General features: G+C 48.7%; 11 protein-coding genes. 10 read left to right on the forward strand and 1 reads right to left on the reverse strand.

Going from position 1 to position 13,705, the window contains the following annotated elements; all coding sequences use genetic code 11:
• Positions 1 to 283 precede the first annotated feature (283 nt).
• Together cobB and ppnN are read left to right on the forward strand one after the other, a co-directional pair.
• A complete protein-coding gene (gene cobB, locus Q0882_RS14860) occupies positions 284 to 994 on the forward strand; it encodes a Sir2 family NAD+-dependent deacetylase (protein ID WP_299183233.1) in 711 nt (236 codons plus the stop codon).
• A gap of 263 nt (positions 995 to 1,257) precedes the next feature.
• A complete protein-coding gene (ppnN, locus tag Q0882_RS14865) occupies positions 1,258 to 2,649 on the forward strand; it encodes a nucleotide 5'-monophosphate nucleosidase PpnN (protein ID WP_299183234.1) in 1,392 nt (463 codons plus the stop codon).
• Positions 2,650 to 2,672: 23 nt separating this feature from the next.
• Here the strand turns inward: ppnN and putA are convergent, their stop codons facing one another.
• Positions 2,673 to 5,807, reverse strand: coding sequence for a bifunctional proline dehydrogenase/L-glutamate gamma-semialdehyde dehydrogenase PutA (gene putA / locus Q0882_RS14870; protein WP_299183235.1), 3,135 nt, complete (start codon positions 5,805 to 5,807; stop codon positions 2,673 to 2,675).
• Between the two features lie 269 nt (positions 5,808 to 6,076).
• On the opposite strand from putA, the gene Q0882_RS14875 reads away from it, so the two are divergent.
• From Q0882_RS14875 to Q0882_RS14910, 8 genes are all read left to right on the forward strand, one after another.
• Entirely contained in the window at positions 6,077 to 7,294 is a 1,218-nt protein-coding gene (locus tag Q0882_RS14875; protein WP_299183236.1) for a sodium:proton antiporter, read from the forward strand.
• Between the two features lie 10 nt (positions 7,295 to 7,304).
• Complete coding sequence (locus tag Q0882_RS14880; RefSeq protein ID WP_299183239.1) at positions 7,305 to 8,093, forward strand: TIGR00266 family protein; 789 nt, start codon at positions 7,305 to 7,307, stop codon at positions 8,091 to 8,093.
• 114 nt (positions 8,094 to 8,207) lie between these two features.
• Complete coding sequence (locus tag Q0882_RS14885; RefSeq protein ID WP_299183241.1) at positions 8,208 to 9,161, forward strand: M23 family metallopeptidase; 954 nt, start codon at positions 8,208 to 8,210, stop codon at positions 9,159 to 9,161.
• Between the two features lie 29 nt (positions 9,162 to 9,190).
• Positions 9,191 to 9,553: a polymer-forming cytoskeletal protein gene (locus Q0882_RS14890; protein ID WP_299183242.1), complete on the forward strand. Its 363-nt coding sequence runs from the start codon at positions 9,191 to 9,193 to the stop codon at positions 9,551 to 9,553.
• Positions 9,554 to 9,613: 60 nt separating this feature from the next.
• A complete protein-coding gene (locus tag Q0882_RS14895) occupies positions 9,614 to 10,381 on the forward strand; it encodes a class II glutamine amidotransferase (RefSeq protein ID WP_299183244.1) in 768 nt (255 codons plus the stop codon).
• 35 nt (positions 10,382 to 10,416) lie between these two features.
• Positions 10,417 to 12,087: an AMP-binding protein gene (locus Q0882_RS14900; protein ID WP_299183247.1), complete on the forward strand. Its 1,671-nt coding sequence runs from the start codon at positions 10,417 to 10,419 to the stop codon at positions 12,085 to 12,087.
• A 35-nt stretch (positions 12,088 to 12,122) separates the two neighbouring features.
• A complete protein-coding gene (locus Q0882_RS14905) occupies positions 12,123 to 12,968 on the forward strand; it encodes a YitT family protein (protein WP_299183249.1) in 846 nt (281 codons plus the stop codon).
• Between the two features lie 31 nt (positions 12,969 to 12,999).
• The gene (locus Q0882_RS14910) at positions 13,000 to 13,476 is read left to right on the forward strand and encodes a MarR family transcriptional regulator (RefSeq protein ID WP_299183250.1); all 477 of its coding nucleotides are present in this window, start codon (positions 13,000 to 13,002) and stop codon (positions 13,474 to 13,476) included.
• Positions 13,477 to 13,705 lie beyond the last annotated feature (229 nt).

Genomic DNA, 13,705 nt, shown 5'->3' on the forward strand with positions numbered 1-13,705 from the left:
CCTTCTATAGCCGAGGGGGTAGTACAAACCATGGGACGGTTTGATTCAGGGCGAGTGCGACAAAACCTGGAAGCAGGGGCCGCAATTTTTTTGATTCTGTTGCAGACGCTAGGTGAAATCTGATCCACTGCGAACTCTCAGATAAATACTGAACATCTGACCTGACTCCGACACTCCTGTCAGAGGTGCGCATGGCAAGACAGGCCAGCTCTCTATAGATTAGTCTAGTAATACATCTGTTGCCGGAGTATGACAAGGGGCAAATTGAATATGAGGATGAACCATGGCGATTGAATCGATTGTAATTTTAACCGGGGCGGGTATCTCAGCAGAGTCCGGCATCCGTACATTCAGAGCAGCCGATGGCCTTTGGGAGAATCACCGTGTCGAGGATGTGGCAACGCCTGAAGCATATCAGCGGGATCCGGAATTAGTTCATCGGTTTTACAACGAGCGTCGTGAGCAACTGCTATCCGAACCGGTGAAGCCCAACGCCGGTCATCAGGCATTAGCACAGCTGGAGAGAGAATTTCCGGGAGAAGTGTTGCTGGTGACGCAGAATATAGACAATCTGCATGAACGTGCGGGCAGCCAGAAACTGCTGCATATGCACGGTGAGTTGCTGAATATGCGCTGTAGCGATACGGGACTCATCTATCGTACGGAGGGCCATACCCAGCCTGATCATCGGTGTGAATGTTGTGGTGAGAGGGGACGTTTACGGCCCGATATTGTCTGGTTTGGCGAGATGCCGATGTATATGGAGCAGATCTATACCGCTCTGGAGGGGTGTGATCTTTTTATATCGATCGGTACCTCTGGGCATGTATACCCCGCAGCGGGATTTGTCGAGGTGGCGAATGCTGCCGGTGCGTTATCCGTTGAACTCAATCTGGAGCCCTCCCGGGTAGAATCAGCGTTTGATCACCGTATCTATGGGCCTGCCAGCGAAGTTGTTCCGGAATTTGTCAGGGATATATTAAAGCAAGTTTAAATACCTGTTTGATTTTTAAGCAGTTTTTGCGTTTTTTGTTTCTGTCTACTAGAGTGAAGTACGGAACTTCACAAAGTTGTCGGCTGTCTTAAGCTCTGTTGAATGTGAATTTTTCTGCTGTGTACCTTTCAAAAATTTCTCAATTTCTTCCAGATTCACAGAACAGTAACAACAGAGATCTAACAATATACCGACTTTATTTGCTATTTGTTGGCCTGGTTGAGGGGAACCGTTAACCAACCGGTGCCATGGAGGTGGTCATTATGATGACAGAACAGTATGTAACCACCAGTGTTACGCCACTCGAAAGTTTAAATTCTCTCTCTCCCTATGAGATCGATAAACTCCAGGATGCCAGTCAAGGGGGACTGTACCGTTTATTTCGTCAGTGCTCTCTGGCCGTTCTTAACAGCGGTAGTGAATTAGACAGTACCAAGCTGGTGCTGGATAAATATGCAAAATTTGATATTAAAATCAGTCAGAAACATCGCAGCGTACAGCTTGAACTGATGAATGCTCCCGCTACCGCGTTTGTAAATGGAGAGCTTATTACCGGTATTCGTGAGCACCTGTTTTCCGTGCTGCGGGATCTGCTGTATGTGGGAACGGAGCTGGATATTTGTTGCCCGGGTGCTAATGAATCTGAAGCGACTACCAATATGGTGTTCCACATTTTACGCCATGCGGATGCTATCAGGCCGCATATCAAACCCGATCTGGTTGTCTGCTGGGGCGGTCACTCGATCAACCGTGTTGAGTATGAGTACACCAAAACGGTGGGCTATGAGATGGGGTTGAGAGGACTCAATATCTGTACAGGTTGTGGCCCAGGTGCGATGAAGGGGCCGATGAAAGGTGCCACCATCTCGCATGCTAAACAACGGATCAAAGATGGTCGCTACGTTGGGATCTCGGAGCCGGGGATTATTGCCGCAGAGAGCCCGAATCCAATTGTGAATGAACTGATCATTATGCCTGATATTGAAAAGAGGCTAGAAGCGTTTGTTCGTTTGGGGCACGGGATTGTCGTCTTTCCAGGGGGGGCAGGCACCGCGGAAGAGATCCTCTATATTCTGGGGCTGTTGCTACATGAAAAAAATCATAATCTGCCGTTCCCGTTGGTATTGACCGGCCCTGCCGGTAGCGAAGCGTATTTTGAGACAGTGGATAACTTTATTCGGGCGACACTGGGGGATAGTGCGGCAGAGCGCTATCAGATCATTATCGATGATCCCCATCAGGTTGCTGAAGTGATGCGCGAGGGGCTTGAGCGGGTCACGGATTACCGTAAAGCGACCAGTGAGTCATTTCATTACAACTGGCAGCTCTTCATCCCTGAAGCGTTCCAGCAGCCTTTTGAACCGACACATGAAAACATGTCACAACTTAATCTGGTGAAAGATCAGTCTGACTTTGATCTGGCAGCCAATCTTCGCAAGGCTCTGTCTGGGATTGTTGCCGGCAATGTTAAAGAACCGGGTATCCGAGCGATCGAAGAGAGTGGCCCCTTTGAAATCTGCGGTGAAGAAAAGATTATGCAACCGATGGATCAACTTCTGGCATCATTTGTGGAACAGCGTCGGATGAAGATCAACTATCAGGAGTATCAGCCCTGCTATCGCCTAAAGCCTGAGCTGGAAACTACAGAAGCGTAACGCCGTATAATGATGGAGTGGGGCTACTCCGAGCTGAGTAGCTCCCTATTTCCCCCCGATGCCGTTGTATTGCGGCTGACCGTTTTCTCAGTGATAAAACGTTTCAGATAGTTAGGGCCTCCAGCTTTGGGGCCAGTACCGGATAATCCCATTCCGCCGAAGGGTTGGGATGCAACGATGGCGCCAACCTGATCGCGATTGATGTAGATATTGCCCACCTCTGCCTGTTGTGTAATCTTCTCAATAAGGTGATCGTTGCGAGAGTGAACCCCCAACGTCAGACCATAGCCACTCCGGTTGATCTCATTAATAATCCGATCCAGATTCTCTTTGTTGAAGCGGATGATGTGGAGTACAGGCCCGAACACCTCATCACTGAGTTCATCGAAAGAGTGCAGCCGGATCAGGGTTGGGGGGACATAGTTAGCGTGATAGTGCTCCTCACTCAGAGGTAGCTCAAAGATAACCCTCTTCTGAACCCGACAACGTTCAATATGTTCAAAGATATGATCCATCGCTTGTTTATGGATCACCGGACCGATATCGGTCGAAAGATCGGTTGGGGAGCCTATCTTCAGGTTTTGTATCGCACCGATCAGTTTAGCTTCGACCAGAGGGGCTACCTCCTCTTGCAGATAGAGCACCCTCAGGGCCGAACATCGCTGCCCGGCACTGTTAAATGCCGAGCGGATGATATCCAGGACAACCTGTTCGACCAATGCCGTGCTATCCACCACCATCGCATTGATTCCGCCAGTTTCGGCAATCAGAGGGATAATCGAACCTCCATGGCGATCTGCTAAACGCCGATTAATTGCTGAAGCACTATAGGATGAACCGGTAAATGCCACGCCGTTGATACGCGTATCGGTTAACAGTGCACTGGACTGTTCATCACCCTGAAAGGGGATTAGTTGCAGACTGTGTTCGGGCAGACCAGCCTGATACCAGAGCTCCACAGCTTTAAATGCGATTAGCGAGGTTGCAGAGGCAGGTTTGGCTAAAACGGTATTACCGGTGACAAGTGCAGCAGCAATCTGACCGGTGAAAATTGCCAGAGGAAAATTCCAGGGGCTGATACAGATAAATACACCACGGCCCTGATATGAGAGCTGATTTTCCTCTCCGGTGACAGAGCGCAGTATAACGGGGGCAAGCTGCTCCTCGGCGAGATTGGCATAGTAGTAACAGAAATCGATCGCTTCGCGAAGCTCATCTAAGGCATCGGGGAGCGTCTTTCCCGCTTCCAGAATGCAGAGGCCTACCAGCGTTTTTCGGTTCTGTTCCAGCAGATCGGCAAAGCGGCGCAGAATATCGGCGCGTTCGCTCACCTCCAGATCACGCCATAGCGGCGCGAAGTGCTCAGCTGTGCTGATCGCCTGTTTAACCAGTTCAGCGGGCGCTGTGCTTCTATAGCCGATAACCTGATCAGGTTGATGGCAGGCGTAGACAGGGCTGAGGTTTTCACCCTCCATAATCTCACCCGCGATGATCGGTTGGGCGACCCACTGTTCTCTATCCAGGTCATGTATCGCCTCATTCCACAGCTGCCAGTTGCTAAGGCTGCCTAAATTCTCTCCGAGTGAGTTCTCCCGAGTTGGCTGGTAGATGTCACGGGGACGCTGTAATCGTTGAGGGGAGTTATCGGTCAGTATCTCACAGGGGGAGCGGATAAGATGTTGGATCTCTGTATCGGGGTTGTTGAGTTGAAACATGAACGATGAGTTTGCACCGTTCTCTAGTAACCGCCGTACCAGATAGGGCAGTAGCAGATGTTGCTCTCCAATCGGGGCATAGATGCGGCAGGGTATGTTCTCTGATCGCTGTATCTCTTCATAGAGGGCAACACCCATGCCATGCAGTCGTTGGAATTCGAAATGATGATCTGAACTGATGGCGCAGATCTCAGCAATGGTGCGTGCGTTGTGGGTCGCAAATTGTGGTATCAGTTTGTGGCACGGCTCTGAGAGCATTAATCGGCTACAGGTCAGGTAGGAGAGATCGGTCGCTGCTTTCTGTGTATAGACTGGGTAATCCTCTAGCCCCGCCTGTTGAGCGCGTTTGATCTCACTATCCCAGTAAGCACCTTTGACCAATCTGACCGGGATGGCAGTATCACAGTCGTCTGCCAGAACCTGTAGCCAGCGAATCACCGGTAGAGCGCGTTTACTATAGGCTTGTACTGCCAGACCCAGCTTTCCCCACCCCTGGCAGATCTCACTTCGTAGAAGTTGTTCAAAGATAAGCAGAGTCAGTTCCAGTCGATCCGATTCCTCCGCATCAACAGTCAAAGCTATATCCAGATGACGAGCGGTCACTGTCAGTTGAAAAAGGCGATGCAGAAGTTGTTTCTGTACCTGCTCAAACTGGCTGTTTTCAAAGCGGGGGTGGAGCGCTGATAATTTTATAGAGATGCTGGTGGTATCTTCGCTGTTTTGTTCGCCTGCCGCCTGAATCGCTTCCATATAAGCATTGAAGTAATGCTCCACATCTTCAGAACAGATGGCCGCTTCACCCAGCATATCGAATGAAAAACGGGTTTTGTCTGGGCTGTAATCATTGCGTTGAAGCAGGGCTGTGGGTATATCCTCAGCGAAGACAAACTGCTGCCCAAGCTGTTTTATGGCGAATACCAGCGCTTTATGCACAGTAGCGTTACCGGTTTTCTGCCAGAGATGTTCGAGAATTCCCTCTGGTGAATGCTCAGTATTGAGTAACTGCTGGCTGAGCGCAATTCCCCATAACGTGGTGTTTTCTATCAGGCCGCTCTCCTGCCTGTTTGTGAACAGTTGCTCTAGTTGTATCGATTCCAGTTTATCCTGTATCAGCGCAGCCGCGGATTGCACATCGGGTACCCTTAGCAGAGCTTCCGCCAGCGAGAGCAGAGCAATCCCCTCTTCACTGTTAAGGCCAAAACGAGCCATAAGTTCACTGACTGAAAAGGTGGATACAGGCTGTGCTCTTATCTGCTCGATCCATTCTGTAGCCTGTTCTGATGCACTATCACTCTCTTCTGCCAGCGTGGTCATCTCCTCTGTCAGAGAAGATTCTGAGCAACAGTAGTAGTCATTGATCGCATGCCACAAGCTATCCTGATCATCGGCGGAAAAGTCTGAAGTGAGGAGTTCTTTTACAGAGAGCATAACTGATGCGTCCATATGCTTTTCTCAACAGTGTAGACGAAGAGCAAAGCCCCAGGCTATGACCGGGGGGATAATTCAGCATGTAGATGATCATTTTTTTGTAAGAGAAATAAGGAGTTAGCATCTGTAGAGAGGTGCCAGGTGCTGTGGAACCCATTGATTCGGGGCGGGCAAGGTGTTGGCTTTAATCCGGGCTTGAATTTAGACTGATGTTTGAGGGAACTATCTGATGGTTAGAAGCTTCTCAAGTGGAACAGGTTTAATTTAGCCATGAACGGAGAGTTATGCAGATAATTAATATTGTTCTTCTGTTTCTGGCGATGCTGCTGATCTCAGCGGTGATGCACCCATTCGCCAAAAAAGTAAAGCTTCCTTACAGCCTGGTGCTGGTGATTGCTGGTTTTGTAGGGTCTGAACTGGTTACCTATCTGGGGTATGACACGGGATTACGCTGGCAACACTTCCACCATCTGGTTTTCTATATTTTCCTACCGGCACTGGTATTTGAATCGGCGCTGCATATTGATGCCAGAAGCCTGTTAAAAAAGCTCCTGCCAATACTGATTCTGTCTACACCGATGATGCTTCTGGTCACCCTTATCAGTGCTACTATGCTGTTTTTTGGGATCGGTTACCCCAATTACTATCCCTTTCTTGCTGCACTACTGACAGGTGCGCTGCTATCCGCAACGGATCCTGCTGCGGTTCTGGATCTGTTCAAGCAAGCGGGTGTTTCCGAAAAACTGATTTTACTGATGGATGGGGAGAGCCTGCTTAATGATGCTGTGGCGATTATGCTATTCGGCCTATTCAGTGGGTTGCTGTTGATGCCGGATGGGGTATTTACTCTGTCGTTTGCTGCTGAGCAGTTTGCCATTATCTTTTTCGGGGGCGTCTTAATGGGCGCTGTCACGCTGCTGTTGTTTGGTGGCTTATATCTGCTTATAAAGGATGGCTTCAGCCGCATGATCTTTATGCTATCCGCTGCCTACGGTGGATATATCGTGGCTGAATCTCTGCTGCATGTTTCTGGTGTGATCTGTGTGCTGGTGGCAGGGTTGGGGTTTGGTGAGTTAATGCGAAGGCAAACAGAGGTGGATCAGCAGGAAAACCTGTCAACGTTATGGGGGTTTGGTGGAGAGCTGGCCAACTCTATGATATTTGTACTGTTGGGAGTGACCATTACGCTGACGATGTTTGAGCAGCAGTGGCTGGCAATGTTAATCGGGATTGCAGCGGTGCTGATCGCTCGGGCTACAGGCCTGATTCTGGCAGTGCCGATGATCAATCTTCTGCCCGGTACCCAGATCAGTTGGAAAGACCAGGCGGTGTTGTACTGGGGTGGTGTCCGCGGGGCGGTCACCATAGCGTTGGCGCTATCCCTGCCACTTGAATTGGAATCCTGGTTTACTATTCAATCGATCGCTTATGGAGTTGTACTGTTCTCGCTCTGTGTACAGGCCACTACGACTCCGTTGCTAATTAAAAAACTGAATCTTTGAAGGAAATTCGATGCGTTGTCATGAGGTGGATTACGAAATAATTGGTGAAGCCTTACAGGTGGTTGAGGTGGAGCTAGACCCGGGCGAGAAGGTGATCGCTGAAGCGGGCATGATGAACTATATGGAAGAGGGAATCTCTTTTGAAACCAAGATGGGGGATGGTTCTGAACCTGATCAGGGGTTGATGGGCAAGCTATTCTCTGCCGGTAAGCGCATGGTGATGGGTGAGTCTGTTTTTATGACACACTTTGGGAATGAGGGCGGTGGCAAACGGCGTGTCGCTTTCGCTGCACCCTATCCGGGAAGTATTGTTCCGCTGAATCTTGCGGATTACGGTGAGCGGATTATCTGCCAGAAAGATGCATTCCTCTGTGCTGCACTCGGGACAAAAGTTGAGATTGCCTTCTCCAAGAAGATTGGAGCGGGTTTCTTTGGGGGTGAAGGGTTCATCCTGCAGAAACTAGAAGGCGACGGGATGGCCTTTGTGCAGGCCGGCGGTACTGTTGTTAAAAAAGATCTCAATGATGAAACCTTAAGAGTGGATACCGGCTGTCTGGTTGGCTTCACTGAGGGGATTGAGTATGACATTGAGATGGTCAAAGGGCTGAAGTCGATGATTTTTGGTGGAGAGGGACTCTGGCTTGCGACGCTTCGTGGTACCGGTTCTGTATGGGTTCAGAGCTTACCATTCTCCCGCCTGGCTGATCGACTGATCGCATCCGCGCCCTCATCCGGCGGCTCGGATAAAGGGGAAGGCTCAGTGCTAGGTGGCATCGGACGGATGCTTGATGGAGATTAACCGAAACTGAATTATAACCCTGTAACGGCTATGACAATATGCTGAAAGCCGGTATATTTATGGCCTTTGAATTTCTGCTTAGCTCCAAGCGCTCAAGTCGTTACAGGTGTCATCTTGAGAAACAAGCTGGTTATTACCCTCACCACGGTGTATGGGTCTCGCCAATATACATTTAATCAGGTCGCAAAATACCTGCTGCTGCTTTTTATCATACTGGCAGCATTAAGTTTTTTTGTCTCGAACGCTCTGCTAGTGGTGAAAACCGATGATCTGGCTGATCTGGAGGAGGATCACCAGGAACTCAGTGAGAACTATGAGTTGATGGTCGGTTCGCAACAGCTTTATATAGATGAACTGAAAAACTTAAGTCTGTCGCTCAGCACGCTTAAAAGTGAGCGCGATCAGTTAGAAGAGGAAAATCTGAGGATCGGAGAGCTGAACTCATCGCTGGATAACTCGCTCAATGGGCTTGAGAGTTTACTGGGGATGGAACCGACGACAGAGATTGACCCTCTGCGAGCGGAGCTGCTAACCATTGAAGCGAATAAGCGGCTGTTTTTCCTGCACAGTATACCAAATGGTGTACCGATTCAGGCGATCCGGATATCGGATAAGTTTGGACCACGTATCCATCCGGTTAAAAAGAAGCGGGTGATACATCATGGTATCGATTTTAAAGCGAATCGTGGAACACCGGTTTATGCAACAGCGGACGGTGTCGTTGAGTTTGGCGGTTTTCATAAATCCAGTGGATTTGGAAAGCTGGTAATATTGCAGCATAACTTCGGTTTTAAAACGTACTTTGCGCATCTGGATGCGGTCAAAGTAAAGTCGGGAGAGTTCGTCAGTAAGGGACAACTGATTGGATTGAGTGGCAACACCGGTTTATCGACGGGGCCGCACCTTCATTATGAGGTCAGGCATCTGTTTACGGCAATTGACCCTGAACCCTTCCTCTCCTGGGACATAACAAAATTTGACTCTTTGTTTACAAAGGTTAAGGGCGTGAAATGGGCATCCTTAAAAAATCTGTACCCTCTAAATCAGCACAATCAGCTATCACAATAATCGCTGAAGGGAATAAATTCTGCGGCGATATGAGCATTGTGGGCAAGATGCATATCGATGGTATCTTCGAGGGCAATGTATCCTCACTGGATAATATCTCAATAGGAAAGACAGGCCATGTTCGTGGCTTGATTAAAGCGCGTGCAGTGGACGTATGCGGACTGCTTGAGGGAGAAGTGATCTGTGATGAACTTCATATTGATTCGGGCGGTCAGGTCAGAGCAACGGTCGAAAGCAAACAGATGTCAATCCACCCTCAGGGTTGTTTTGTCGGTGAGCGTCGTATGAAAGAGACCTCAGCTCTTGATGATCAGAGTGCCCGTGTTGAGACGGGGCTGGATGCGATCGATTCGCTGCCAACTAAAGTGGTATTGGATAGCAAACCTGAATAATCAACATTAGTACTGAGTCAATAACAAACGCTATATCAGCCAGTAAGTTGGGTAGAGTCGATGTGTGAATTGTTGGGCATGAGCGCTAATGTGCCTACAGATATATGTTTTTCCTTTGCAGGCTTAATGCAAAGGGGGGGAGGTACCGGGCCTCATAAAGATGGTTGGGGTATCGCCTTTTATGAGGGGAAAGGGGCGCGTTGCTTCCATGACCCTAATCCAAGCGTTGAATCAAAGATCGCCAATCTGATTAAAGAGCATCCGATTAAGAGCCATGTAGTTATCAGTCATATTCGTCAGGCGAATGTGGGGAGTATCTGCCTTGAAAATACGCACCCTTTTCAGCGTGAGCTTTGGGGGTATACCTGGACATTTGCACACAATGGACAGTTGGATCAGGCTCTGTTTGATAAGCCGCTGAGTTTTTATCATCCGGTGGGGACTACCGATAGTGAGTACGCTTTCTGTTGGTTGTTGGGGGAGCTTCGGACCCGCTTCCCGCAACGCCCTGAGAGCTTCTCAGAAGTTTCTGCTTTTATTCATCAGCTTTGTGAGGAGCTCCGGGAATTGGGTGTATTCAATATGTTATTAACCGAATCCACCCATCTGTTTGCTTTTTGTGGCAGTAAACTCTCATGGATTACCCGAAAGGCACCTTTTGGTGAGGCTAGTCTTACCGATTGTGAAATGACTGTCGATTTTGTAAAAGAGACGACACCAGAGGATATTGTTACGGTTATTGCGACAGTGCCATTAACCGAGAATGAAGAGTGGGTGTCACTGAAACCCGGTGAACTGGTTACATTCGTTCAGGGATTACCACAGTAAATGTTCCCCCTCTCTCAGCCTGAGGAGTATGGTCGATGAGAGAAGAAACCGATCTAGAGCGCCTGGCGCATCAGATTAAGCAGCACATAAGTCTGACCGAACTTTGGAATCAAGCCTGTCAGGATTTTTCTTATAAGCAGGCTTACTCCAATATGGGGGGGAGTATCACCTATGCGGAGCTTGATGCTGCGGCAACCAAGCTGGCTGCATTTTTCCAGAACCACACAGCTTTGAACCCTGGCGATCGCATAGCCATTCAGTTGCCTAATCTACTGCAATATCCGGTTGCTGTACTGGCTGCTTTGCGAGCAGGTTTGGTGATCGTAAATACTAACCCTCTCTACACAGCAGCGGAGACGATCCACCAGTTTAATCAGGCAGAGGTGAAAGGTGTAATTGTCCTGGCCAATACTGCCAAAATGCTGGAGGAGGTGATACCCCAGACTTCGGTTAAAACGGTTGTAGTCACGCAGTTGGCGGATATGCACCCCGCACCACGGCGTTGGATAATCAATTACACCGCTAAGTTCATCCGTAAAATTGTGCCCCGCTATAAAATTCCAGGGGCGGTCTCCTGGCATAAGGCGCTTTCGAAGGGTGGGCACTCTGTTTTCAGTGCAGTAGAGCAACATCCTGAAGATCCTGCACTTATACAGTATACAGTGGGCACGACGGGGACGCCCAAAGGGGCGACTCTCTCTCATCGCAACCTGATCGCCAATGTACTTCAACTGAAAAGCCGGTTGCCTGACACTCTAAGAGTGGGAGAGGAGGTTGCAATTGCGCCTTTACCGCTCTATCACATCTATAGCTTCATTATGCACTGTGTAGTGATGCCGATACTGGGCGCTCATATGGTACTGATTACCAATCCACGAGATACCAGTGGCTTTATAAAAGAGTTAGGGCGCTGGGATTTTACCGTCTTTTCGGGAATCAATACGCTGTTTGTATCGTTATGCCAAAGAGAGTCGTTTGCACTGTTGGATATGACCCGTTTGAAGTTAACCATGTCAGGTGGGATGGCGCTGACCCGCTCGGTGAGTGAGGAGTGGGAGAGGTTAACCGGTTGCCCCATTTTGCAAGGGTATGGCCTTACCGAAGCTTCACCTGTTGTTGCCTTGGGTACTCCACATAACCAGCCATTTGGCACGGTTGGGAAGCCTTTACCGCTCACAGAAGTAAAGATCGCTGGGGAGCAGGGGGAGGAGCTTTGTTCAGGTGAAACAGGTGAGCTGATTGTTCGCGGTCCACAAATTATGGCAGGCTACTGGAACGATGATTCCGCCATTCCTGACAGTGAGGGCTGGTTGGCGACCGGGGATATTGCCCGAATTGCAGAAGATGGCAATCTGTATATCGTTGACCGGAAAAAAGACATTATTAACATCTCCGGTTTTCCTGTATATCCGAATGAGTTGGAAAATGTAATCTCCAGCCACCCGGATGTCATTGAGTGTGCGGTTATCGGCTTACCTGATGAAACCTGTGGAGAGGTCATTAAGCTGTTTGTCGTCACCTCAAACCGCCGGCTTACGGTTAAACAGGTGCGTGAATACTGCCGGGAGCGCTTGACCTCCTATAAAGTTCCTCGATTGGTCGAATTTCGTACCTACCTGCCTAAGTCCAATGTGGGAAAAGTGCTGCGGCGCGCTCTATTGGAGGATGAATTAAATCGTATGCAGAAGCTGCGTAAGCGAATATAGTCAGTCTTTCACGATCTCATTTAGGCGCTCAAACCATGGATAAGTTGAAGATACTGCTGGAATATCTGCTGATTATTCTGGGTTGTGCCAGTCTTGCATTTGGCATTGTGATGTTCCTGGCTCCCAACCAGATCCCTGCAGGTGGCCCGCCCGGTTTGGCTATTTTGGGTAATTATGCTTTAGGTCTCAGCCCGGGGTTAATTCTGTTTCTAGTCAATGCGCCTTTGATTCTGGCAGGCTATAAGTTATTAGGGCGGAAACTATTTATCCGTTCTATGATAGTCGTACTACTGACCTCGGTTATGACGGATGGCCTGCCTCTGTTGATGGCGCTCCCCGATCTTGGGGATAACCGGCTTCTGAATGCGCTTTACGGGGGTGTCATGGTTGGCCTGGGAATCGGCTTGATGTTCAAAGCGGGTTCCTCTTCGGGAGGCTGGAGCATTCTGGCACGACTGATCGCTACCCGTTTTAATCTCAGTCTGGGGCAGTGTTTATTTTTTATGGATGCCGCTGTAATCCTGCTTTCAGCCGCGGTATTTCAGGACTTTGAAGCCGCGATGCTGGGTGGTATTGCTGTCTTTGTTACCGGAAGAATGGTGGATCTGATTGTATCCGGATCTTCAGATATCAAAGTTGTACATATCTCCTGCTGGAAAGCAGATCGGTTGAAGCCGATAATTGAGCAGCAGATGGGTATTTCTGGCTCAGTGGTAAAAGCGACCAGTATGAAAAGTGGTGGTGAGAAAGAGATACTGTTTTTGATTATCGAGAAAACCCAGCTGGTACCGATACGAAAGTTGGTTGAAACTCATGACCCGGATGCATATCTGGTTGTAATGAATGCGATGGAAGTATACGGTACGGGCTCGCGTGCTTGACCCTTCCAAGAGAGATACAGAGACTGTTTAGATGAGTAGTAAAGCCAAAAAACTGGAAAGATACTTACCCTCCAGTGAAAACTTTGAGATTGATGAGTTTCCATTTTACTGGGTAGCCCGTCTGAATGCTCTCTACAGTATCGAAATTGAAAAAACGCTAAAACCGATGAATATGGATATTTCTCGTTGGCGTGTGGCGATGTTACTGCGGTTGCATGGCCAGTTAAGTATCTCTGATATTGCTGAGCATGCACTGGGTAAACTGCCTACCATTACCAAGATTGTTTATCGGATGCGTGATGAGGGGTTAGTTGGTGTTGAGCCATCCCCTGATGATGGGCGCGTTACGATTGTATCCCTGACGGATAAAGGCTTTGAGAATGTTGAGTTGGTGCGAGAAAAAACTCAGGGCTTGTTCGAGAAAGCGTTTCAGGGCTTCACTGAGCCCCAGATAAACAAAACAACGCAGCTGTTACGACGATATTTCGACAATCTTTCCCAAGACTAATTTGAGTCAAATCAGTCCAGTAGCCAGAAATAGGCCGCCTGGTTGTCAGAAGATTGTAGCGTGTGTAGCAAATTTATAATGCTGCCATAGCTGTTCCATGGCGCTCGTAGATAGCTCCGGTTCCATGTTCAATTCTGAACCCCTCTTTCATTTCTAACTGACTTTAATCAAGTTAATGGGTGCATTTTTCTGTGTTAATAGTTGAATATTCAATTGAATGTTATACTTA

It is taken from the genome of uncultured Neptuniibacter sp. (genome assembly GCF_947498015.1).
Classification (GTDB): domain Bacteria; phylum Pseudomonadota; class Gammaproteobacteria; order Pseudomonadales; family Balneatricaceae; genus Neptuniibacter.